General features: G+C 74.1%; 21 protein-coding genes. 9 read left to right on the plus strand and 12 right to left on the minus strand.

Going from position 1 to position 20,194, the window contains the following annotated elements; translation table 11 throughout:
* Nucleotides 1-242: 242 nt before the first annotated feature.
* Complete coding sequence (locus tag ACFYVL_RS21120) at nt 243-995, plus strand: GntR family transcriptional regulator (protein ID WP_389246933.1); 753 nt, start codon at nt 243-245, stop codon at nt 993-995.
* A 219-nt stretch (nt 996-1,214) separates the two neighbouring features.
* On the opposite strand, the gene ACFYVL_RS21125 is transcribed toward ACFYVL_RS21120, so the two are convergent.
* Entirely contained in the window at nt 1,215-2,264 is a 1,050-nt protein-coding gene (locus ACFYVL_RS21125; protein ID WP_389246935.1) for an alpha/beta hydrolase family esterase, read from the minus strand.
* Between the two features lie 86 nt (nt 2,265-2,350).
* On the opposite strand from ACFYVL_RS21125, the gene ACFYVL_RS21130 reads away from it, so the two are divergent.
* Genes ACFYVL_RS21130 through ACFYVL_RS21140 form a run of 3 tightly spaced genes read left to right on the plus strand, consistent with a single transcriptional unit; the run spans nt 2,351 to nt 4,421 of the window.
* The gene (locus ACFYVL_RS21130; protein ID WP_389246937.1) at nt 2,351-3,319 is read left to right on the plus strand and encodes a LysR family transcriptional regulator; all 969 of its coding nucleotides are present in this window, start codon (nt 2,351-2,353) and stop codon (nt 3,317-3,319) included.
* Nucleotides 3,316-3,543: a hypothetical protein gene (locus ACFYVL_RS21135; protein WP_389246939.1), complete on the plus strand. Its 228-nt coding sequence runs from the start codon at nt 3,316-3,318 to the stop codon at nt 3,541-3,543. The genes ACFYVL_RS21130 and ACFYVL_RS21135 overlap by 4 nt, the downstream gene beginning before the upstream one ends.
* A complete protein-coding gene (locus tag ACFYVL_RS21140) occupies nt 3,540-4,421 on the plus strand; it encodes a serine hydrolase (protein WP_389246941.1) in 882 nt (293 codons plus the stop codon). The genes ACFYVL_RS21135 and ACFYVL_RS21140 overlap by 4 nt, the downstream gene beginning before the upstream one ends.
* Nucleotides 4,422-4,478: 57 nt before the next feature.
* On the opposite strand, the gene ACFYVL_RS21145 is transcribed toward ACFYVL_RS21140, so the two are convergent.
* Complete coding sequence (locus ACFYVL_RS21145; protein WP_389246943.1) at nt 4,479-5,621, minus strand: NYN domain-containing protein; 1,143 nt, start codon at nt 5,619-5,621, stop codon at nt 4,479-4,481.
* A gap of 266 nt (nt 5,622-5,887) precedes the next feature.
* Here ACFYVL_RS21145 and ACFYVL_RS21150 point away from each other — a divergent pair, with 266 nt between their 5' ends.
* The gene (locus ACFYVL_RS21150) at nt 5,888-6,793 is read left to right on the plus strand and encodes a GNAT family N-acetyltransferase (protein WP_389246945.1); all 906 of its coding nucleotides are present in this window, start codon (nt 5,888-5,890) and stop codon (nt 6,791-6,793) included.
* Here the strand turns inward: ACFYVL_RS21150 and ACFYVL_RS21155 are convergent.
* Nucleotides 6,723-7,139, minus strand: coding sequence for a hypothetical protein (locus tag ACFYVL_RS21155; protein WP_389246947.1), 417 nt, complete (start codon nt 7,137-7,139; stop codon nt 6,723-6,725). The two genes, ACFYVL_RS21150 and ACFYVL_RS21155, sit on opposite strands and share 71 nt — an antisense overlap.
* Before the next feature lie 123 nt (nt 7,140-7,262).
* Here ACFYVL_RS21155 and ACFYVL_RS21160 point away from each other — a divergent pair, with 123 nt between their 5' ends.
* Nucleotides 7,263-8,039 carry a carbon-nitrogen hydrolase family protein gene (locus ACFYVL_RS21160; RefSeq protein ID WP_389246949.1) on the plus strand — a complete coding sequence of 259 codons (777 nt, stop codon included), beginning with the start codon at nt 7,263-7,265 and terminating at the stop codon, nt 8,037-8,039.
* Nucleotides 8,040-8,093: 54 nt separating this feature from the next.
* Here ACFYVL_RS21160 and ACFYVL_RS21165 read toward each other — a convergent pair whose 3' ends face one another.
* The 3 genes from ACFYVL_RS21165 to ACFYVL_RS21175 all read right to left on the minus strand — a co-directional run bounded on the left by ACFYVL_RS21165 (nt 8,094) and on the right by ACFYVL_RS21175 (nt 13,123).
* Nucleotides 8,094-9,284 (minus strand): serine hydrolase domain-containing protein, encoded by a 1,191-nt coding sequence (locus ACFYVL_RS21165; protein WP_389246951.1) that lies wholly within the window; start codon nt 9,282-9,284, stop codon nt 8,094-8,096.
* A gap of 173 nt (nt 9,285-9,457) precedes the next feature.
* Entirely contained in the window at nt 9,458-12,622 is a 3,165-nt protein-coding gene (locus tag ACFYVL_RS21170; protein WP_389247125.1) for a BTAD domain-containing putative transcriptional regulator, read from the minus strand.
* A gap of 72 nt (nt 12,623-12,694) precedes the next feature.
* Nucleotides 12,695-13,123, minus strand: coding sequence for a MarR family winged helix-turn-helix transcriptional regulator (locus ACFYVL_RS21175; protein ID WP_389246953.1), 429 nt, complete (start codon nt 13,121-13,123; stop codon nt 12,695-12,697).
* A 188-nt stretch (nt 13,124-13,311) separates the two neighbouring features.
* Between ACFYVL_RS21175 and eno the strand changes: the two genes are divergently transcribed.
* A complete protein-coding gene (eno, locus tag ACFYVL_RS21180) occupies nt 13,312-14,601 on the plus strand; it encodes a phosphopyruvate hydratase (protein WP_389246955.1) in 1,290 nt (429 codons plus the stop codon).
* On the opposite strand, the gene ACFYVL_RS21185 is transcribed toward eno, so the two are convergent.
* The 4 genes from ACFYVL_RS21185 to ACFYVL_RS21200 all read right to left on the minus strand — a co-directional run bounded on the left by ACFYVL_RS21185 (nt 14,598) and on the right by ACFYVL_RS21200 (nt 16,800).
* Complete coding sequence (locus ACFYVL_RS21185) at nt 14,598-15,137, minus strand: hypothetical protein (protein ID WP_389246957.1); 540 nt, start codon at nt 15,135-15,137, stop codon at nt 14,598-14,600. The two genes, eno and ACFYVL_RS21185, sit on opposite strands and share 4 nt — an antisense overlap.
* 156 nt (nt 15,138-15,293) lie before the next feature.
* Nucleotides 15,294-15,524: a LapA family protein gene (locus ACFYVL_RS21190; RefSeq protein WP_389246959.1), complete on the minus strand. Its 231-nt coding sequence runs from the start codon at nt 15,522-15,524 to the stop codon at nt 15,294-15,296.
* 153 nt (nt 15,525-15,677) lie between these two features.
* Complete coding sequence (locus tag ACFYVL_RS21195) at nt 15,678-16,220, minus strand: GNAT family N-acetyltransferase (protein WP_389246961.1); 543 nt, start codon at nt 16,218-16,220, stop codon at nt 15,678-15,680.
* A 73-nt stretch (nt 16,221-16,293) separates the two neighbouring features.
* The gene (locus ACFYVL_RS21200; protein ID WP_389246963.1) at nt 16,294-16,800 is read right to left on the minus strand and encodes a MarR family winged helix-turn-helix transcriptional regulator; all 507 of its coding nucleotides are present in this window, start codon (nt 16,798-16,800) and stop codon (nt 16,294-16,296) included.
* A gap of 117 nt (nt 16,801-16,917) precedes the next feature.
* Here ACFYVL_RS21200 and ACFYVL_RS21205 point away from each other — a divergent pair, with 117 nt between their 5' ends.
* The gene (locus ACFYVL_RS21205; protein WP_389246965.1) at nt 16,918-17,529 is read left to right on the plus strand and encodes a malonic semialdehyde reductase; all 612 of its coding nucleotides are present in this window, start codon (nt 16,918-16,920) and stop codon (nt 17,527-17,529) included.
* Nucleotides 17,530-17,757: 228 nt separating this feature from the next.
* The gene (locus ACFYVL_RS21210) at nt 17,758-18,921 is read left to right on the plus strand and encodes an MFS transporter (RefSeq protein WP_389246967.1); all 1,164 of its coding nucleotides are present in this window, start codon (nt 17,758-17,760) and stop codon (nt 18,919-18,921) included.
* Nucleotides 18,922-18,965: 44 nt separating this feature from the next.
* On the opposite strand, the gene ACFYVL_RS21215 is transcribed toward ACFYVL_RS21210, so the two are convergent.
* Both ACFYVL_RS21215 and ACFYVL_RS21220 read right to left on the minus strand, forming a co-directional pair.
* A complete protein-coding gene (locus ACFYVL_RS21215) occupies nt 18,966-19,313 on the minus strand; it encodes a VOC family protein (RefSeq protein ID WP_389246969.1) in 348 nt (115 codons plus the stop codon).
* A 56-nt stretch (nt 19,314-19,369) separates the two neighbouring features.
* Nucleotides 19,370-20,083, minus strand: a complete 714-nt coding sequence (locus tag ACFYVL_RS21220) for a TetR/AcrR family transcriptional regulator (RefSeq protein WP_389246971.1) — start codon at nt 20,081-20,083, stop codon at nt 19,370-19,372.
* Nucleotides 20,084-20,194 lie beyond the last annotated feature (111 nt).

Here is a 20,194-nt window from a genome sequence, read left to right on the forward strand (position 1 = left end):
AAGAGAAGGCCGAGGAGTTGTCTTACAACTTGCTCGGGGCTGGTGGGACATTAACCCCGAAGGTGGGCCGCGACAAGGGGTAAGCCGTGGGCAATGCGGGGCGAGTATGCTCGGCACGGGCGGAAGACGTCCGACAACTGACCAGGGGTACCGGGCGGCGCACGGCGAAGGCCCGCGCAGGCCCGTGACCCGCGCGGGCCGGTGAACGCCCGCGGACCCGCAGCACGAAAGGGGGGCCGGGGGTGGCCCAGGCCCGTACGCGACGCCGCCAGCCGAGGGTCGAGCTCTACGAGCGGATCGTCGCCGCGATCCACGACGGCACGTACCCGCCCGGCACCAAGCTCCCCTCCGAGCCGGTGCTGGCCGCCGCACTGGGCGTCGGCCGCCCCGCCCTGCGCGAAGTGCTGATCCTGCTCCAGGAGGACGGGCTCATCACCCGCAAGCACGGCGTCGGCAGCCGGGTGAACCAGCCTCCCGCCACTCGGGGCATCGAACGGCTGGCCCCCGTCGAGGCACTGCTCGGCCCGGGGAACGTGTCCTGCCGCCGGCTCGCCGCCGAACTGGACGAGCCGACCGACTTCTCCGGCTTCCACCTCCGGCTCCCGCCCACCAGCCGGGCCTGGTTCTGGGAGACCCTCATCGACATCGACGGCGTTCCCGCCTGCTTCGCCCACGAATGGGCGGCCGACGCGTCCACGCTCGCCGAACTCGGACCCGGCTTCCCCGAAGCGCTCGGCGAACCGTCCCCGGACGGACGGCCCACCAGCATGCTCGCCGTCCTGATCGCCGCGGCAGGCGACCGCGCCCTCGGTGCCAAGAGCACGATGGGCGCGACCATCCTGGGCAAGGAGCGGGGCAAGGCCATGAACCGGCCGCCGGAGACCCCCGCGATCCTGATCACGCAGGTCGTCACCGCGGACGACAGCCCGGTGCTCGCCGCGAAGTACCTGCTCCCGGCGGGCGCCCCGCTGATCCACCTGAACCAGCGCCACTGACCAGGCCGACCAGAACCACCGCCGAGACGGCCGCCACCACCGACGCCCACGACCGGACTCCCGCGCCGCGCACTGTGCCGCGCCCCGCGCCCGGAGCCTGGGGCACGTCCCGGGCTTGGAACCCGCGCCCCCACGTCCCCCGCCCGCCCAAACGGCACCGCGCCCCGGTGCCGCACGGGGCGGTCCGGGGCGCGGCGGGGTGTCGCGGCTGTCGTGGGTCTACCGCCCGGTGAGGAAGTCGAGGACCTTGGCCGTCGCGTCCAGGGCGGTGCTCGTGCTGCCGAAGTTCGGCGGCGGCGTGATCTTCGAGCCCGGCCAGGTGTGCCCGGCACCGCTCATCACCAGCAGCTCGACGGGGGCGCCGCCCGGCTTGCCGGGGCCCCAGTACGTGCGGTCGTAGCCGGAGTGCGCCGTCGTCACCGGGGGCTTCGTGCCGGCCGCACGGGCGAAGGCCGCCGCGCTGTCCCGGGTGCCGATCGTCGCGGTCATCGGCTCCTCGCCCGGCTTCGGTGCCGGCGGGTTCGGCACGCCCGCCATCGGACGTACCGCGTCCTTCTCCCCGTACACGACCAGGACCGGGACGGGCGCGGGTGCCGCGGCGTCGAGCGCCTTCGCCGCGCCGACCGGCAACTGTCCGGACACCGAGGCCGCTGCCGCCACCCGCTGCGGGCGCTGGGACGCGAACCGCATCGCCATGGAACCCCCGTTGGAGAAGCCGACCGCGTACACCCGCTTCGGGTCGGCCTCGCCCCGGCGCACCAGTTCGGCGATCAGGGCGTCGGCGAAGCGGACGTCCACGTTCGGGTCGGGGCGTTTCGGGGTGGGGGTGGTGTCGGCGCTCCAGATCCGGTCGATGGCCTCCGGGCGGGCGACCACCATTCCGCGCTCGCCGGCCGCCTTCTCCAGCCGGTCGCGCTTGCGCATCTCGCTCGCCGTCTCGCCCCGGCCGTGGAAGGCGAGGAGGAGAGGACGGGCCTTCCGCTCGCCACCGGGCCGGTGCAGCAGGTACGTGCGCTCGGTGCCGCCCACCGTCAGCCGCTCGCGCGAGTCGGCCGCCGACCCCGAGGCCGCCGACCCCGAGGCCGCCGCCCCGGAAGCGGCCGGGGACGACGCGGCCGGGGACGAGGCCGCGGGCCGTCCCTCGGACTTGGCGGGCGTCCCCGCGCAGCCCGCCAGCGACAGGGCGAGCAGCGCGCTCAGCGAACCGGACACGAGTGCGGGGACGGGCCTGCGGGACGGCCCGCCGCGTGAACCACGGAAGAAGATCATGGGGCCGAGAAGATCAGTGGACCGGGGTCCATGTCCAAGACCAATATCGATCAGCCATTCATACGGTTCCGATATCGTTGCTGTTCGTGGACCTGATCCGGCACCTGGAGTGCTTCGTGGCCGTTGCCGAAGAATCACACTTCGGCCGTGCCGCGGCCCGCCTCGGCATGGCCCAGCCACCCCTCTCGCAACGGGTGCAGCGGCTGGAACGCGAGCTGGGTGTACGGCTCTTCGAACGCACCAGCCGCCAGGTGACCATCACCCGCGCCGGTACCCTGCTGCTCGACGACGCCCGCGAACTGCTCGCCCGCGCCGAGGCGTTGCGGGCCACCGCGCGCCGCGCCCGCGACGGCGAGAGCGGGCTGTTGCGGGCCGCGCTGCCCACCGACATCGCGGGCGGGACGCTGGCCGCGATCCTGGCCGGGTTCCGTGAACTGCACGCGGACGTCGAACTGGAACTGCACGAGGTGTCCACCACCCAGCAGCTGGCCCGGTTCGCCTCCCACGACCTGGACGTCGGACTCATCCACCACCCCTGCGACGTCGGCGGACTGGAACTCGGCCCCGTGCTCCGCCGCGAACTGGGCGTCCTGCTGCCGCGCGAGGCACCGGCGGCGGCGCTGGACGAGGTGCCGCTGGCCGCACTGAGCGGCCACGACCTGGTCATGTTCCACCGGGCCGACGCCCCCGCCCTCTTCGACGAACTGCTGACGACGTGTGCCCGCAACGGCTACACGCCGCCCGCCGTACGGCACGGGCAGGGCACCGCCTTCGTGCACGGACTGATCGCGGCGGCGCAGGCCGTCGCCTTCAGCCCACGAGACGTCGCACTGCCCCAACAGGCTCAGGGAGAAGGCGAATTGACGTGGCGCCCGCTGGCCGGTGCGCCTCTCGCCTGGCGGCACTCGGTGGCCTGGCCCAAAGGGCGCAACGACCGGACGGTGGCCTCCTTCGCCGAGCTGACGACACGGGCGCTGCGCAAGGGGCCCGGCGTCGGCGCGGACCTTCCGGCACACCCGCTGCACCTGCGCCCGGCCGCGGAGTACTGGCTGTGAGCGCGCGCGCCGAACACCCCGAGCACCGGGAGCGCGGTCGGCACCGCCGCCGCCCGCAGCACCCGCCCCGCGCGGAGACGACCAGCCCGAAGGCGACGGCGCTCGCGTGCCCGGACACGACGAGCCCGCGGACAACGACGCCCCCGCACCCGGACACGACGAGCCCGAAGACGACGACAAGGACGACTGCGGCAACCGCCGAGACCGTGGAGCAGGCACTGTGACGACCACCCCTCACCACCGCCGTATCGCCGAGGCCTTCGCCGGTGCGGGCGTCGTGGGCCTGCTGCACGCCCGCGACATCGACTCCGGCGCCGAGGTCGCGTTGTCCGCCGACCGGCCCGTGGTCACCGCGAGCGTCCACAAGCTCTGCCTGCTGGTCGCGCTGCACGAGCGGGCCGCCGCCGGGGAGCTGGACCTGACCGAGCAGACCGACTGCGACCCGGTCGACCGGGTCGCGGGCCCCACCGGCACGTCGGCGATGCTCGACCCGGTACGCATGTCCCTGCGCGACACCGCCTTCCTGATGATGTCGGTGAGCGACAACGCGGCAGCCGACCTCCTGCTGCGCCACGTCGGCCTCGACGCCGTCAACCGCACCACCGCCCGGCTCGGCCTCACCCGCACCCACGCCGTCCACACCTTCGGCGAACTCTCCGCCTCCATCCGCCAGGACGCCGGCCCGGACGGGGCGCAGGCCCTGGCCGACCCGTACGTCACCCAGCGGCTGCGCGCACTCGACCCTGCCCGCACCAACCGCAGCACCCCCCGCGACATGACCCGACTGCTCGCCGCGCTCTGGCGGGACGAGGCGTCCACCCCGGAGCACGGGGCGGCGATGCGCAGGCTGCTCGGCCTCCAGGTGTGGCCGCACCGGATGGCCTCCGGCTTCCCCTTCGACGACGTGCACGTCGCGGGCAAGACGGGCAGCCTGCCGACGGTGCGCAACGAGGTCGGCGTCGTCGAGTACCCGGACGGCGGGCGGTACGCCGTCGCCGTGTTCACCCGCGCCGCCAGTACGGCCGCGATCCTGCCCGCGGCCGACGCGGTCATCGGCACGACGGCCAGGATCGCGGTCGACGCACTGCGGGCGGGTCGCTGAGGACCCGCCCGCGGTACGTCGGTACGTCGTCGTGGACCCGCCCCCACGGGCGTGCGCTCAGCCCCGGAGACAGGTGCGGCACTCGCCCCTGCGGCGCAGGTGGTAGGCGTACGTCGCGGTGCCCAGCGCGACGCCCCAGAAGAGCCAGAAGAACATCGGGACGTTGGTTCCCCACAGCAGGGGGTCGATCCCGCCGCGGAGGTTCATCAGCGCGCCGGGGATCAGGGCCGCGGCCACGATCGCCGCGGGGATGATCGCGGTCCGCGGGTCGACCGGCCTGCCCGCCCTGAACCACACCCAGCGCGGCCACACCTCGCCCCACCGGCTGACCAGCCCGTGCGTGAGCAGACTGCCCAGCGTGGACAGGACACCCAGACCGAGACCGATCGACAGCATTCCCGGGGTGTCCCGCATCTCCTGGAGGAACTCGTCCGTGATGCCCAGCGGGAGGCCGAAGTACCAGGCGAGCCGGGTGAGGTCGTACGGGATCGTCGCGAGCACCGCCACCCACACGGCCTTGCGCCCCCAGCCGAGCGCCCGTTCCGGCGAGGTCCACGCGGCGCGGGCCCGGTCGTCGCGCCCGCAGCTCGTGCACCGGTCGGCGGTACGGCGCTGGTGGGCGAGGGTGGCCAGGGCCCAGAGCAGCCCGCCGACGAAGACCAGGACGAGATGGTCGCGGTGCCAGTACAGGATGTCCTCCAGCCCGCCCTGCGGCCCGGGGATGCCGGTGAAGGCGAACACCACGAGGACCGGGGCGAACGCCACCAGCGCGATCAGCGTGTAGTCCGGCACCACGAAGGCCAGCACCACGGCGGCCAGCCACCCGAAGCCGAGCAGCGCGGCCCGCGCCCGCCGGGAAACCGGTCCAGGCAACCGCTGCTGACGCAGCATCAGCAGCCCGACCGCCACCGCGACCGCGCAGAACACGGCGAACGCCGGGGAGACCGTGCCGACCGGGCTCGGGTCGAGCACCGACGCCGACGCCCGGTCGTCCTCGACCTGGGCGAAGGGGTAGGCGGCCCCGCCGAACGCCCAGTACACGTGGGCGGCCCCGTACAGCGCCGACCAGCCGATCGCGGCCGGCAACGCCCAGTCGGGCCACCGGGACCACCACCGCCCGATCGGACCAACCTTCCTGACGGGAGCGGAAGTTGCCGCCGCACCGCCGGACGTCCGCTCCTTGGTCACCGCACCGGCCATCGTGGACCGCCTCCTTGTCACCCGCGCTTCCGTGTGGTGACCAGGCTGTCAACCGGGCCCCGGGGCAGGTATCCGCCGATCGGCAGAGATCCACCAGGGCGCCCCGCCGCTCCCGGGCTGCGTCTGTGCCGTTCGGCAGACCTTCGGTCGTCGTGCACGGAGACGTAGACCGGTGGGGCGTCCCGGAATCACCGGTGCGCCGGACGGGTCCACGGCGGCCCGTTCATTACCTGACCGAAGTCAGAGGTTCGGGCTATGGTCGGGGAATGGACGCGACTCAGATCGACCGGGTACGCCGGTTCAACCGCACCGTCACCGAACGCGTGGGTGTGCTCCACGACCGCTACCTGGGACTCGACCGCCCCGTCGGGGAGGCCCGGCTGCTCTGGGAGATCGGCGAGCAGGGCCGGGACGTGCGGCTCCTCCGCGAACGGCTCGGGCTCGACTCCGGCTACGTCAGCCGACTGCTCCGCTCCCTGGAGGCTGCCGGGCTGGTCACCGTCGAGCCGCAGCCCCGCGACAAACGGGTACGCACGGCCCGCCTCACCGAAGCGGGCCGCGCCGAGCGCGCCGTGCTGGGCCGCCGCAGCGACGCACTGGCCGCCTCGCTGCTCGCACCGCTCAACTCCGCCCAACGGGCCCGGCTGGTCGGCGCGATGGCCGAGGTGGACCGGCTGCTCACCGCCGCGACGGTCACCCTGGACGTACTGGACCCCGGCCACCCGGACGCCGAGCACTGTCTGCGCGCGTACTTCACCGAGCTGGCGGACCGCTTCGAGTCCGGCTTCGACCCCGCCCGGAGCCTGCTGCCCGACGCGGGCGAACTCCGCGCGCCGCACGGCCTGTTCCTGGTCGCCCGGCTGCACGGCGAACCCGTCGGCTGCGCGGGGCTGAAGCTGCCCCCGGGGGCTCCGGCCGAGATCAAGCGCATGTGGGTGGCGCCGCACACCCGGGGCCTGGGCCTCGGCCGCCGCTTCCTCGCCGAACTGGAGGACCGGGCCGCCCGGCAGGGCCGCGACGTGCTGCGCCTGGACACCAACCGGGCGCTCGACGCCGCGATCGGCCTCTACCACTCCTGCGGCTTCGCGGAGGTCCCCGCGTTCAACGACGAGCCGTACGCCCACCACTGGTTCGAGAAGCGGATCGCCGCGACGTCCGCCGACCGGACCTGAACAGGGCGCCCGCCGGCTCCCGGAGCGGACCCGAGGTGCGCCGCCCGCACACCGCGGCACAGCGCCGGGCGGTGCCCCGGCGGGCCGTCCGCAGCCGCCGCGCGGTGGCGTGCCGACGGCGTCTCCACTCGCCCCGGGGCAGCCCGACGCGCTCCCCGCCGCCGGTGAACAGGGCGTTCACCGGGGCGTGCGGGTCGGCGGCCATCCCCTTGGCCACCAGCACGCCGACGACCACCGGGCCGAGAGCGACCGCGAGCGCGGAGCCGGCGGTGGTCACGCGGCGCAGCCGCGGGCGGTTCGCAGAGGGCTCGGCGGGCTCGGCCGCCGTGGTCTTCGTCGAGGTCATGTCCCCATTCCAGCAAGTCCGTACCGGCGGGTAATCGGGGCGGATACTCAGGCCGCCGGGCGTGCGGTACTCAGACCGGGGCTCGGTGCGCTCCGGCGCCGGGGCGGCTGACATGCTGGGCCCATGAAGATCGCGGCAGCCCAGCTCACCTCCGTTCCGGCCGACGTCCCGGCGAACACGCGCCGGATGGCCGACCTCGCGGGCCGGGCCCGCGACCGGGGCGCCGAGCTGCTGGTCTTCCCCGAACTGGCCCCGACGGGGTACGAGCCCGAAGCGGTGCGCGCCCGCCGCGACCTCTGGCTGTCCGCCGACGACCCGCGCCTGGACGCGATCCGTGCGTCCGGCGTGGCCTGCGTCGTCAACTGCGCCGCACCCTCCGACAGGACCCGGGCCGGGGACGGGAGCGGGGACGGCGGCGAGGACGGGGAGCGGCCCGTCATCGGGACGTTCGTCTTCGGCGCGGACGGCGAGCTGATCACCTCGTACCGCAAACAGCACTTGTTCGAGCACGAGCGGGAGGTGTTCGCGGCGGGCCGGAGCGACGGGCGCTTCACCCTCGGCGGACTGCGCTTCGCCCTGGCCACCTGCTTCGACAACCACTTCCCCGAGCTGGTCGCCCGGGGCGCCGACGACGGGTGCCAGGTCCACCTGGCCAGCTCGCTGTACGGCACGGGCGGCGGCGTGGACGAGCTGCGCACGGTGTACCCGAACATCGCCAGAACCCACGGGATGTACGTCGTGGTGGCCAACCACGTCGGTCCGGCCGGGGCGTGGACGGGGTGCGGCCGCTCCGCGCTGTGGGCCCCGGACGGCGCCCCGCTCGCGCAGGCGGACGCCGAGTCGACCACGGTGGTCGTCGCCGACGTCCCGCCGGGCCACGCCGGCCCCGGCCCTGCCTGAGACGGCACGGGGGCGGCCCCGCCCGCCGCGGCGCGGGGCCCCCGGGCCGGTGCCCTACAGGTCCGTCACCGGCGGGGTGCCGAACTGCGCCTCCACCGCCTTGAACATGACCTGCCAGGTCTTGAACTCCGTGTTCGTGTGCACGGCGATCGTCCGCTCGCCGTCCGGCGTCCCGATGACCGCGATGTGGGAGCCCTGCATGCTGCCGCCCATGCCGCGCAGCCTCAGCCCGCCGGTGACCTCCGGGTCCAGCTCGAACACGCCCAGCCCGTAGCTGGAGTGCGGCATCCAGTGGGTGCCCGCGGTGGAGAACATCGTCCACATCTCGCGGTGCTGAGCCTCGGGCAGCAGCGTCCCCGACGCCAACGCGTTGAACACCTGGATCATTTCGCCGGTCGTCGAGACGACGTTGCCCGCCGACCAGGCCCACGAGCTGTTGTACTCGGTCGTGTCGAGCGGCGGCAGCCCCGGCTCCTCGAACATCGACTGCCAGTTCTCCGCGGTGACGTCGTCCGGATCGACCCCGTCCCTGAGGAAGAGCCCCGAGTACGCCCGCGGGTACGGCTCCGGGTAGAGGGTGTCGCCCGCGGGGCGCACGAAGGTGTGCGTCAGCCCGAGCGGCCGGGTGACGGTCCGCGCCACCTCCTCCGCGTAGCTGTTGCCGGTCACCTTCTCGATGATCGCTCCGGCGAGGTAGAAGCCGCCGTTGGAGTAGGCGAAGATCTCCCCGGGGCCCGCCAGCGGCGGCTGGGAGACGGTGAGTTCGAGGAGTTCCTCGGTGGTCCACCGGTCGAAGCGGTGCTCGGTGAGACCGGCGCGGGTGGCGTAGCGGTGCGAGATCTCCGGGGCGAGCCCGGTGATGAACAGGCCGCTGGTGTTGCTCAGCAGGTGACGGACGGTGATCCTGCTGCCGTCGTAGCCGTTGGTGGCGACGTCGAGGATGCCGGGCAGCCACTTGTCCACCGGGTCCTCGATGCTCAGCCTGCCCTCGGCCTCCAGCGCCAGCACCGTGGCCGCGGTGAACGCCTTGCCCGCGCTGCCCACGTGCAGGTGCTCGTCCCGCTGCCGGGCCCGCCCGGACTCGATGTCGGCCAGGCCCGCCGAGCCGAACCACTGCCCGTCCGCGTCGCTGACCTCGGCGACGATGCCGGGTACGTCCACCTCGGCCACCACCCAGTCCAGGACCTGCTGGATCTTCGCGCGGTCGCCCTGCCCGTGGCCCGTGAGGGCTGCGGAGTTCGTCATGCCGTGTCCTTCCCCCGGGCGGGCCGTCGTCGGCCGCCCGTGTCCCGGTGCTTTCCGGTGCTTCTCGGTACGGGAAGAGACTCGCGGCCCGCGCTGACAGCGCACTGGTCGTCCACTGACAGAACCGGGCGGCCCCTGTCAGAGGGGCGCGGCCCTGGTGGGACGGGGCGGTGTCAGAGCCCGCCCGCCGCCTCCAGCAGCCGGTCGAGCGCCGCCGCGCGCGGCGTCTGCGCACCCCTGGCGAACTCAGCCTCGTACGCCTCCTCGCCGAGCCGCCGTACCAGCGCCTCGACCAAGGCGCGCAGTTCCGGGTCGCCCTCGTCGAACGCCCCGCGGATCGCCCGGCTCGTGCCGAGCGCGTGCGCCGCGCCCGCCGGATCGCCCTCCGCCGCGAGCAGCGCGCCCAACTGCTGGGCGGCGACGGCGGTGTTGCGGTGGGCGAAGGCGGCCCGTACCGCCGCGGGCAGCGCCCGCCGGGCCGCTACCGCGTCGCCCGTGTGCAGCAGGTTCGCCATCCGCACCGGCGCGACCCACAGCGCCGCCACCTCGCCCGCCGGGTCGGTCCGTTCGCCGAGCGACTCCAGCCGGGCCAGTTCCCGCTCGGCCTCCACCGGGTCGCCGGAGCGGCGGTGCAGTTCGGCGCGGCAGGCCAGCGCCCCGATCCGCAGCAGGTGGTCGCCGCGCTCCCGGGCCGCCCGCTCCGCCGCGTCGATGTCGCGGCCCGCCTCCGCCAGATCGCCGCCGCGCATCCGCTCGGCCGCCAGGCCCAGCAGATAGGGGATCTCGTCCTGCGGTGCGAGGGCCAGGCCGCGCCCGTAGGCGGCGACGGCGGCGGCGTGCTCGCCGCGCACCGAGTGCACCCGGGCCACGCCCGCCAGCGCCATCGCGGTGCACAGCCGGTCGCCGGACGCCTCGAACGCGTGCAGGGCGTCGGCCGTGGCGCGCGCGAGGCTCTCCCAGTCTCCGCTCTCGTGGTGCGTGATGCACTCGGCGAGGTACGTGCAGCCGGCCGCCCAGGCGTCGCCGTGCGCCCGTACGTCCGCGCCGAGCCGGGCGGCCAGTTCGCCGAGGCCGAGCAGCCGGCCCGCGGTGAGGGTGGCCAGGAGCGCGGTCGGGCAGCGCTCCAGCGCGCCGGTGCGCACGCAGTCCTCGACCAGGGCGCGCACCGACGCCGCGTCGGGGGCCCGGCCGTGGGAGCCGGTCAGATCGCGGACGGCGGTGAAGGCGGCCCGGTGGGCGGGGGACAGCGCCTCGCCCAGCGCGCAGACCGAGGCCACCAGCGCGTCGGCGCGGGCGTCCCAGCGCAACGAGTGCCAGTACCAGGTCAGCGGGGACAGCAGGCGCGCCGCCGCGTCCGCGTCCCCGGCCGCGACGGCGGTCCGCAGGGCGTGCACCAGGTTGTCGTACTCGGCCGTGAAGAACGCGAAAGCGTCCTGCTGCCGGGCGGTCCGCAGCAACGGCTCGTGCCACGCCGCCAGTTCGGCGAAGTGGTGCGTCAGGCGGGCCTCGACGGCGGCCCGTTCGCCCGTCCCGCCGAGCCGCTCCGCCGCGTACGCCCGTACGCTCTCCAGCATCCGGTAGCGGTCGCCGGTCCGCTCCACGAGGGACTTGTCCACCAGCGAACCCAGTACATAGGGCACGTCCGCGACCGCCAGGGCCCCGCCCCCGCAGACCGCCTCGACGGCCGCGGACCCGGCGGGGGCCGCGAACACCGCGAACCGCCGTGCCAGGAGCGCTTCCTGGGGGTCGAGCAGGTCCCAGCTCCACCCGATGACGGCGTGCAGGGTGCGCTGGCGGGGCTGCGCGGCCCGGTTGCCGGAGGACAGCAGCCGGAAACGGTCGTCGAGCCGCCGCGCGATCTGCCCGATGCTCATGGACCGCAGCCGGGCGGCGGCCAGTTCGAGGGCGAGCGGTACTCCGTCCAGCCCGCGCACCACCTCGCCGACGGCCCGCGCGGTGGCCTCCTCGCCCGCGAAGTCGTCGGCGAACTCCGGCCGCACGGCTGCCGCCCGGTCGAGGAAGAGCCGGACGGCGGCCGTGGCGGCCGTTTCGGCGGGGTCCGCGCCCGGGTGCGGCAGCGGCAGCGGAGCGAGGCGGCACAGCGTCTCGCCGAGCACTTCCAGGGGTTCCCGGCTGGTGGCCAGGACGGTCAGCCGGGGCCGCAGTTCGAGTAGCTGCTGCACGAACCCGGCCGCCGCGTCGACGAGCTGCTCGCAGTTGTCCAGTACGAGGACGGCCTCGCCGCCGCCGAGCAGTTCGGCCACCCGCTCCGGCGGCCCGGCCTGCCCCTCGCCGCCGCGCCGGGGAGTGCCGGGGCCGCTCAGCACGCCCAGCACGGTGTCGAGGAGTCCCTCGCTGTCGCGCACCCCCGCCAGCGGCACCAGCCACAGCCGGCCCTGCCGGAACGCGCGGTGCGCGGCTGCCGCCTCGGTGGCCAGCCGGGTCTTCCCCACCCCGCCGGGACCGACGACCGTGACCAGCCGTGAGATCGTCAACAGCCTTGCCAGCGCGTCGAGTTCACCGCCGCGGCCGACGAACGACGTCAGCCGTGCGGGCAGCCTGCCCGGGGCGGGGCCCGCGGAACGAGCCGGTGCGGCGGGCGGGTCGGTCTCGCCGCGCACCACGGCGAGGTGGGCCTCCCTGAGCGCGGGCGACGGGTCGACCCCCAGCTCCTCGGCCAGCCGCGCCCGTACGTCCTCGAACACGGCCAGCGCCTCGGACTGCCGGCCCGCCGTGTGCAGGGCCCGGACGCGCAGCACGGCCAGCCTCTCCCGCAGCGGGTGTTGTGCCGCCGCCGCCTCCAGATCGGCGACGGCTCCGGGCCCACGGCCGAGCCGCAGCTCCGCCTCCCACCGGTCCTCGCGCGCCGCGAGCCGCAGCTCCTCCCAACGGGCCACGGCCGGCGCGGCGAACGGGGCGTCCCGTACGTCCGCCAGCGCGTCCCCGTCCCACAGTGCGAGCGCCTCACCCAGCAGGGCGGCCGTCTCCTCGGGTGCCGCGGCGAGCTCCCGGGCGCCCCGCGCCGCCAGCTCCTCGAAGCGGAGGGCGTCCACGTGCGCCCGGGGCAGGGCGAGCCGGTAGCCCGCCGGGGCCGATTCCAGCAGCCCACCCTCGGGGAGGTCCCGGCGCAGCCGGTAGACCAGGGCGTGCAGCGAGTTCAGTGCCTTCGCGGGGGGTTCCCCGCCCCACAACGCGTCCACGAGGGCGGCGGGCGGGACCATCTCGCCCGCCGTCAGCGCCAGCCGGGCGAGCAGGGTGCGCGGTCTGATGCCGCCGATGCCGACCGGAGTGCCGCCGCCGTCGTACACCCGGACCGGTCCGAGCAGTGCTATCCGCATTCCCACCGGCCCAGTATCCCCGCCCGCCGGGACCGGTCGGCTCCGGCGGGTCGCGCCGGGACCGGGCGGTCGCTAGTCCTTGTGCGCGGCGAGCCGTTCGACGAGGCCGATGCCGCGGGCCAGCAACTCCCTTTCCGCACCGGACAGTTCCGCCTCGATCGCGCGTGCCAGCCAGTCGGCCCTGCGCCCGCGCTCCTCCTCCAGGAGGGTGCGGCCCGCCGCCGAGAGCTCCACCAGGGTCTTGCGGCCGTCGGTGGGGTGCGCGCGGCGGGTGACCAGCCCCTGTTCCACGAGCAGCCCGACGGCGCGCGCCATGGACTGCGGGCGCACCCGCTGGTCGGCCGCCAGCTCGCTCGTCGTCATGGCGCTGTTGCGGTCCAGCGAGCCGAGGACGGCCACCTGGCCGAGCGGCATCTGGTCCTCAAGCTTCACGCGCCGCGAGAGCTTTCCGATCGCGGTGCGCAGTTCGGCCGCGACGGCGGCGGATTCCGGGAGGGGCATACCGCACTTTATCCCGGGTGTGGAGCACACCTGCGCAGGTGAGCTGCGCAGAGCAACTGCGCAGCACAACTGAACAGCAGAGCTGCGCAGCAAAACTGCACAGTCTTGCTGTAGAGTCTGCCGCGCCGGGTCCAGCGCCACCGTCGTCGCAGCCGGACCCCGGCACGCGACAACGGGAAGGACCTCCCATGACCGCCATCACCGCCGTCACCGGCCGCCACGTACTCGACAGCAGGGGGAACCCCACCGTCGAGGTGGACGTGGAACTCGCGGACGGCTCGCTCGGCCGGGCCGCCGTGCCCTCCGGCGCCTCCACCGGTGCCCGCGAGGCCGTCGAACTCCGCGACGGCGACCGGAGCCGCTGGCACGGCAAGGGCGTCGACCTCGCCGTACGCCACGTCAACACGGAACTCGCGGCGGCCGTCGTCGGCCGCGAGGCGGAGGACCAGGCCGGACTGGACGCCGCGCTCGTCGCCACGGACGGCACCCCCACCAAGTCCCGGCTCGGCGCCAACGCGATCCTCGGCGTCTCCCTGGCGACCGCCAAGGCCGCCGCGGCGTCCCACCGGCTGCCCCTCTACCGGTACGTCGGCGGGACGGACGCCCGGCTGCTCCCCGTACCGATGATGAACATCGTCAACGGCGGCGCGCACGCCGACAATCCGCTGGACTTCCAGGAGTTCATGATCGCCCCGATCGGCGCGGACACCTTCGCGGAGGCGGTCCGGATGGGGTCGGAGATCTTCCACACCCTGCGCCGCGACCTGCTGGCCGCCGGGCACTCCACGGGCGTGGGCGACGAGGGCGGCTTCGCGCCCGCCCTGCGCACCGCCGAGGAGGCGCTCGACTTCGTGGTGGCGGCCGTCGAGCGCTCCGGGTACCGGCCGGGCACGGACATCGGGCTGGTGATGGACCCGGCGTCGTCGGAGTTCTTCCGCGACGGCGTCTACGACTACGCGGGGGAAGGGGTGCGCCGCACCCCCGCCGAGCACGCCGACCACCTCGTCAAGCTGATCGACGCCTACCCGGTGGTGTCCGTCGAGGACCCGATGGCCGAGGACGACCTCACGGGGTGGCGGGACCTGACCGCACGGGTCGGCGCGCGCTGCCAGCTCACCGGTGACGACGTGTTCTGCACCAACGAGACCCTGCTGCGCGACGGCATCCGCACCGGCGTCGCCAACTCCGTCCTGGTCAAGGTCAACCAGATCGGCACCCTGACGGAGTCCCTGGCCACCGTGGGCACCGCCCACCGGGCCGGCTACACGGTCGTCATGTCGCACCGCTCGGGCGAGACCGAGGACACCACCATCGCCGACCTGGCGGTGGCCACCGGCTGCGGACAGATCAAGACCGGCTCGCTGTCCCGCTCCGACCGGACGGCCAAGTACAACCAGCTCCTGCGCATCGAGCAGGAGCTGGGCGACAGCGCGCGGTACGCGGGTGCGGCGGCGCTGGGGATGCGGACGGCCGGCTAGCGGCTGCCGGAGGGTGCGGCTCCCGCGGCGGAGGGCGCCGCACCGTCCAGGGCGGGCGGGCGTACCAGCTCGACCTCGCGCCACGGGTCGGACCGGGCGCCCGGGGACAGTTCCCAGCCGTGCCGCCCGGCCGCCTCGACGACGTAACCCGCTCCCAGCGCACGGTACTTGCGGCGTCCCACGTGCAGGGTCCGCTGCGGGGCCTTCGCCCTCAGGTGCCGGGTCAGCTGCCGCTCCACCCGCTCCCGGTAGAACTCCTCGTCGCCCTCGTGCCGCAGTTCGGGCAGCGTCACGAACCAGAGCGGCCACATGGGCACCACGGTGAACACCGCGTCGATGAGTTTCATGAACCCGGTCTCCACGCCGGGTATCCAGCTGATGATCTCCAGGAACATTCCCACGACGACGATCCCCAGCACGAGCACCAGGCACAGCGCCCAGTGGAACGGCGCGTACACGACGGTCAGCAGGAACTGCGCGGTCAGCTGAACAGTGCCTCTGACCGGGGACGGGTCCCAGGACGTGTCGCGGTGCATACGGTGCTCCCCCTCGGCTGCGGACTGCGTGCGCGGATGTGCGCGCAGCACAGTGCATCAGGCCCGCCCGGCGCTCCCGCACCCGCCCCCTCGTTGCGGGCGGGGCGGGTGGGCCGCGTGGGGCCGTTGGGGTGAACCGGTGGGGGAGGAGTGGAGCTACTTCTTCCGCCGGGCCAGGAGCATCGAGGTCACCACTCCCGCGGCGAAGGTGGCGGCGAGCACGAACCACATGGGCGCCTCGGCCCACACGAGCCAGAAGTGAATGCGGGCCTTGCTGGTGTTGATCAGGACGAACCAGATGGCCAGCGCGGCAATGACGACCCCGGCGATCAGCCGCGGGGACACGTTCAGGGGCGACTTCGGGGAGGACCCGCCGGTCGGTGACATCGCACTCCTCGGGGCAGTGGGGCGGCCGGTTGGATACCCACCATGACCCAGCGGGACCGGGCACGCATTCCCGCCGGATCACTCCGGCGCCGGCGCCCGGCACCTACCGGGCCGCGCCGCGACAGCCGCACCCGGGGCCGTCCGTGCCCGGGATCAGCTCCCGGTGTACTCGAACACCAGCAGCGTCCGAGGGCCGCCGGCGCCCGCCTCGGTGCGGCTGCCGGCCGGCCGGAACCCGCACTTCTCGGCGACCCGGACCGAGGCCGTGTTCTCCGCGTCGGCCTCCAGCAGGAGCCGGGTCAGGCCGACGCGGTCGCTCAGGGCCCACCCGGCGAGCAGCGTCACGGCCCTGGGGGCGATGCCCCGGCCGCGCAGGCCGGGGAACACGCTGTAGGCGACGGTGCCCACGTGGTCGTCCCGGAACTGCAGGTTGATCACCCCGACCGGCTCGTCCTTCACCGCGTCCGCGATCACCAGCGGGGCCGCCCGGCCGGTTCGCCACGCCTCCTCGCCCCGGGACATCCGCGTGCTGCGCGCCGACTCGTCCATCGGCGGGTCGTCCAGCCAGCGGCGGGTCTTCGGGTCGTGGCTCGCCGCGGCGACGGCGGAGAGGTCCGAGACGCGCCACGGCCGCAGGGCGACCACCCCGTCCGTAAGGGGTTCCACCAGCGGTTCGACCGGCCCCGAGCGTCCCATGGTGGGATCCTAGGCGCTCGCCCGTGAGAGTGAACTCCCGCGCGTGCGAACGTGGTTGGGATCCGGCCGGGGGCTACTTGATGCTGGTGTCGCCGAGCGTCTCCAGCACCTTGCGCAACTGGTCGCCCGCCTCCGCGACGAGTTCGCGGTCCACGCCGGCGAGGAGCTGCGCGTAGTTCTCCAGATGGCCCGCGAAGGCGGCCCGGGTGACCTCGTGGCCGTGCTCGGTGAGGCGGATCCTGACGGTGCGCCGGTCGTCGCCGTCCCGTACCCGCTCGACCAGGCCCTTGGCCTCCATCCTGTCGATGCGGTTGGTGATGGCCCCGGACGTCACCATGGACGCCTTGATGAAGGCGCCCGCGGTGAGCGCGTAGGGCGGACCCGAGCGCTGGAGCGTGGTGAGTACGTCGAACTCGCCGCGCTCCACGCCGTAGGTGGCGGCCACCGCCTTCGCGGACTTCTCCACCAGCTGGCCGAGCCGCTGGACCCGGGCGAAGAGCTGTACCGGCCACAGGTCGTCCGCCACGTCGGGGCGCTCGGTGACCCACTGCTCGATGATCGCGTCCACGGCGTCGCTCATCGCCGCACTCCTCTCAATGGCTACCTTCTCAACGTTAAGACACTTGACGTTGAGAGGGTCCGCTGCTTTATTTGTCTCAACGTTGAGATTATCAAGGCTGAACGACAGGAGCACGCCATGTCCGAGCACGCCCTCCACGCCCGGCTTCCCCTGCACCCCGCCGCCCAGGACCTGCTCTTCCGCGAGGCCCGCACCGCGAACACCTTCACCGCCGAGCCGGTGGACGAGGAGCAGATCCAGGCGGTCTACGACCTGATCAAGTACGCCCCCACCGCCTACAACCAGTCGCCGCTGCGGATCGTCCTGGTCCGCTCCGACGACGCGCGGGCACGGCTCGTGGCGCACATGGCCGAGGGCAACCGCCCGAAGACGGCGAGTGCGCCGCTGGTCGCGATACTCGCCGCCGACAACGAGTTCCACGAGGAACTCCCCGCCCTGCTCCCGCACTTCCCCCAGGCCAAGGACCTCTTCTTCGCCGAGCGTCCGGTCCGCGAGGAGTCCGCCCTCGTCAACGCCACGCTCCAGGCCGGGTACTTCCTCCTCGGCGTGCGTGCGGCGGGGCTGGCCGCCGGACCGATGACCGGATTCGACTTCCCTGCCGTGCGCAAGGAGTTCCTGGACGACGACCACACGCCGCTGATGGTCGTCAACATCGGCCGGCCGGGCGCCGACGCCTGGTACCCGCGCTCGCCGCGACTCGCGTACGACGAGGTCGTCACGACGGTCTGAGGTGCGGCGCGACCGTTCGTACCCGGCGGTGCGCCCCCCGGATCCACCCCCCCTTCAACCCCTTATCAGTAACCGGAGACTGTCATGGCCCTGACCATTCGCAGCGGTGCGGACCCCTCCCGAGAGCAGTCGCGGGAACGAGGGCGGGCGCAGGTGCCTGAGCGGGCACCGGGACCTGAGCGGGCGCAGGCGCCCGAGCAGGCGCCGCGGCCGGCGAAGGCGCACCAAGTGCCCGTCGGGTGGCTCGCCCTGCTGGCCACCCCGATCGCCGCCAGCGCCAACAGCCCCGTGCTGATCCTCCCCGGCATGGCGGGCGCCCTCGGCGTCCCGACGGCCACGGCCACCTGGCTCGTCACGGCGTTCGCCTGGGCCATGGCCGTCGGCACCCCGCTGATGGCGGGACTGCTGCGCCGCAGGGGCCTCGGCAGCGTGCTCCGGCTGAGCACCGCCCTGATCCTGACCGGCACCGCGGCCGTCGCAGTGGCGCCGTGGCTGCCGCTCGCGATGGCCGGCCGGGCGGCCCAGGCGGCGGGCGGTGCGGGCCTGGTCACCGTGGCGATGAGCCTGGCCGGCTCGGTCCGCCGGATGGGCGTGATCACGGCCGGGTTCGGCACGCTGGGCGCGGTCGGCCCGCTGCTCGGCTCGACGGTCGCCGGCGCGGTCTCCTGGCGGGCGGCCCTCGCCGTCGGATGCCTCGCCCTGCTCGCCCTCCCCGCGGTCGTGCGCCACGCCGACCTGTCCGCGCCGCCGCGGAGCAACCCTTTCGACGGCCGGGGCGCCACGCTGCTCGTCCTGCTGGCCACGGCCCTGGTGCTCGTGCCGCGTCACCCGCTCCCGGCGGTGGCCGCCGCCCTGGTGGCGGCCCTGCTGCTGGCGCTGCACATCCGCTCGCACCCCCACGGGTTCGTCCCCGCGGCGCTGCTGCGCAACCGGACGTACGTCGTGTACGCCCTGCTCTCCTGCGCCTTGGCGACCTCGTACTTCACTCTGCTGTTCACCGTCCCGCAGTTGCTGCGGGAGCGCACCGACTGGTCGACGTCCGTCATCGGCACCGGCCAGCTCGTCGCCCTCCTCGTCGGCTCCGCGCTGTCCATGGCGCTGGCCGCGGTGTCCGCCCGGCTGGGGCGGCGCAAGGTGCTGGCGGTGCTGCTGACGGTCGGCCCGCTGGCCCCGCTGCTCGCCGTACTCGGCCCCTGGCCGCCGCTGCTCCTGCTGGTCGCGGTGCTGGCCGTCCTCGCGACCAGCGGGGGCCTGGCGACCCTCTCGGTGTACGGCACCCAGAGCCTGCCGTCCGCCCAACGTCCCACGGCGATCGGCCTGTTCAACCTCTGCTACCAGCTCGGCGGTGCCTTCGGGCCCGCGGTGGCGGCACTGATCGCGCTGGGGGCGTGAGACGGGGCGGCGGACGTCGTGCCCGGGTCACCGGTGGCCAGTGGCTACCGGTGACCCAGTACGTTGACCACCCGGCCGTCGGGGTCCCGGACGAAGAACCGCCGTACTCCCCACTCCTCGTCCTGCAGCGGGTGCACGATCTCCGCGCCGCTCGCCAGCACACTCGCGTAGGCCGCGTCCACGTCGTCCACCTCGACGCTCAGGTCCGGGCACACCGGCGCGGTCTCGTCCCGCGCCATCACGCTGACCTGCGCCCCGGGTGCGGACGGCGAGGCGAGCGTCATGATCCAGCCGTGGTTCATGACCTCCTCGAAGCCCAGCAGACCGTAGAAGTCCCGGTTCTTCTCCATGTCCGTGGACCGGATGTTGGGCACGACACGACGGACCGACATCAACGCCTCCTGTACGAGTGACGAGTGGTGCGAGCGGTGAACGTGCCCCGATCCTCTCAGGCTTGGGGCCGCGCCGCGGCAGCGGTCACACCGTCCAGGACCAGGCCGAGCCCGTCGAGGAACTGCGCGCGGTCGTCGTGCTCGCGCGCCTGCCGGGCGACGGCCCTGGTGAACGGGTAGTCGTCGGGGTCGAGCGCCTCCCACGCCCGGGACACCGCGTCGAGGAACCCGGCGCGGTCCTCGCCCGGCCCCAGGGAACGGGTGGCCGCGATGTTCGCGGCGTTCTGCCCGGCGGCGCCGAGGATGTAGTGCATCAGCGCCGAGGCCGCCGTGAACCAGTCCTCCCGCGGCACGCCCAGGTCGCTCACCCGGCGGCCGATGCTCTCGAAGAGCCGCGGCGCCACCGTCCGCGCGGGGCTCCGGGAGAGCTGGGCGGCGAGTTGCGTGGCGAGCCACGGATGTGCCTCCGACGCCTCGAACAGCCCGAGGGCGACAAGGCGGATGCCGTCCCGGGGCGAGGGGGGCGCCCCGGCGGGGTCTACCGTCAGGGCGGCGGCCACCACCGCGTCGGTGGCGGCGCCGAGCAGCTCGCCCTTGTTCGCCACGTGCCAGTAGATCGCCCCGGGACCCGTGGCCAGACGCTCGGAGAGCGCCCGGAAGGTCAGCCCGCCCTCGCCCGCCGTGTCGAGCAGTTCGATCGCGGCCTCGACGATCCGCTCCCGGGAGAGCGGCTCCTCCCGTCGCTCGGTGCGACGCGTCCTGGTTGCCATGCGCACATCCTGGCACAGCCCTGGAACCCCGTTCCAGCTTCTCCTTGACATCACTGGAACGCTGTTCCAGAGTGGCGCTGGAACGGTATTCCAGAGAAGGTGCGCCGCAGC

It is taken from the genome of Streptomyces sp. NPDC004111 (assembly GCF_042874215.1).
GTDB lineage: Bacteria > Actinomycetota > Actinomycetes > Streptomycetales > Streptomycetaceae > Streptomyces.

Bases quoted from the DNA above. Each gene is read 5' to 3' on its own strand.
- ACFYVL_RS21195 (WP_389246961.1), bottom strand. From the start codon at position 16,220: ATGGGACGCTCGGGGCCGGTCGAACCGCTGGTGGAACCCCTTACGGAC.
- ACFYVL_RS21170 (WP_389247125.1), bottom strand. From the start codon at position 12,622: ATGCGGATAGCACTGCTCGGACCGGTCCGGGTGTACGACGGCGGCGGC.
- ACFYVL_RS21125 (WP_389246935.1), bottom strand. From the start codon at position 2,264: ATGATCTTCTTCCGTGGTTCACGCGGCGGGCCGTCCCGCAGGCCCGTC.
- ACFYVL_RS21200 (WP_389246963.1), bottom strand. From the start codon at position 16,800: ATGAGCGACGCCGTGGACGCGATCATCGAGCAGTGGGTCACCGAGCGC.
- ACFYVL_RS21155 (WP_389246947.1), bottom strand. From the start codon at position 7,139: ATGACCTCGACGAAGACCACGGCGGCCGAGCCCGCCGAGCCCTCTGCG.
- ACFYVL_RS21160 (WP_389246949.1), top strand. From the start codon at position 7,263: ATGAAGATCGCGGCAGCCCAGCTCACCTCCGTTCCGGCCGACGTCCCG.
- ACFYVL_RS21165 (WP_389246951.1), bottom strand. From the start codon at position 9,284: ATGACGAACTCCGCAGCCCTCACGGGCCACGGGCAGGGCGACCGCGCG.
- ACFYVL_RS21185 (WP_389246957.1), bottom strand. From the start codon at position 15,137: ATGCACCGCGACACGTCCTGGGACCCGTCCCCGGTCAGAGGCACTGTT.
- ACFYVL_RS21220 (WP_389246971.1), bottom strand. From the start codon at position 20,083: ATGGCAACCAGGACGCGTCGCACCGAGCGACGGGAGGAGCCGCTCTCC.
- ACFYVL_RS21150 (WP_389246945.1), top strand. From the start codon at position 5,888: ATGGACGCGACTCAGATCGACCGGGTACGCCGGTTCAACCGCACCGTC.
- ACFYVL_RS21215 (WP_389246969.1), bottom strand. From the start codon at position 19,313: ATGTCGGTCCGTCGTGTCGTGCCCAACATCCGGTCCACGGACATGGAG.
- ACFYVL_RS21175 (WP_389246953.1), bottom strand. From the start codon at position 13,123: ATGCCCCTCCCGGAATCCGCCGCCGTCGCGGCCGAACTGCGCACCGCG.
- eno (WP_389246955.1), top strand. From the start codon at position 13,312: ATGACCGCCATCACCGCCGTCACCGGCCGCCACGTACTCGACAGCAGG.
- ACFYVL_RS21145 (WP_389246943.1), bottom strand. From the start codon at position 5,621: ATGGCCGGTGCGGTGACCAAGGAGCGGACGTCCGGCGGTGCGGCGGCA.
- ACFYVL_RS21190 (WP_389246959.1), bottom strand. From the start codon at position 15,524: ATGTCACCGACCGGCGGGTCCTCCCCGAAGTCGCCCCTGAACGTGTCC.
- ACFYVL_RS21205 (WP_389246965.1), top strand. From the start codon at position 16,918: ATGTCCGAGCACGCCCTCCACGCCCGGCTTCCCCTGCACCCCGCCGCC.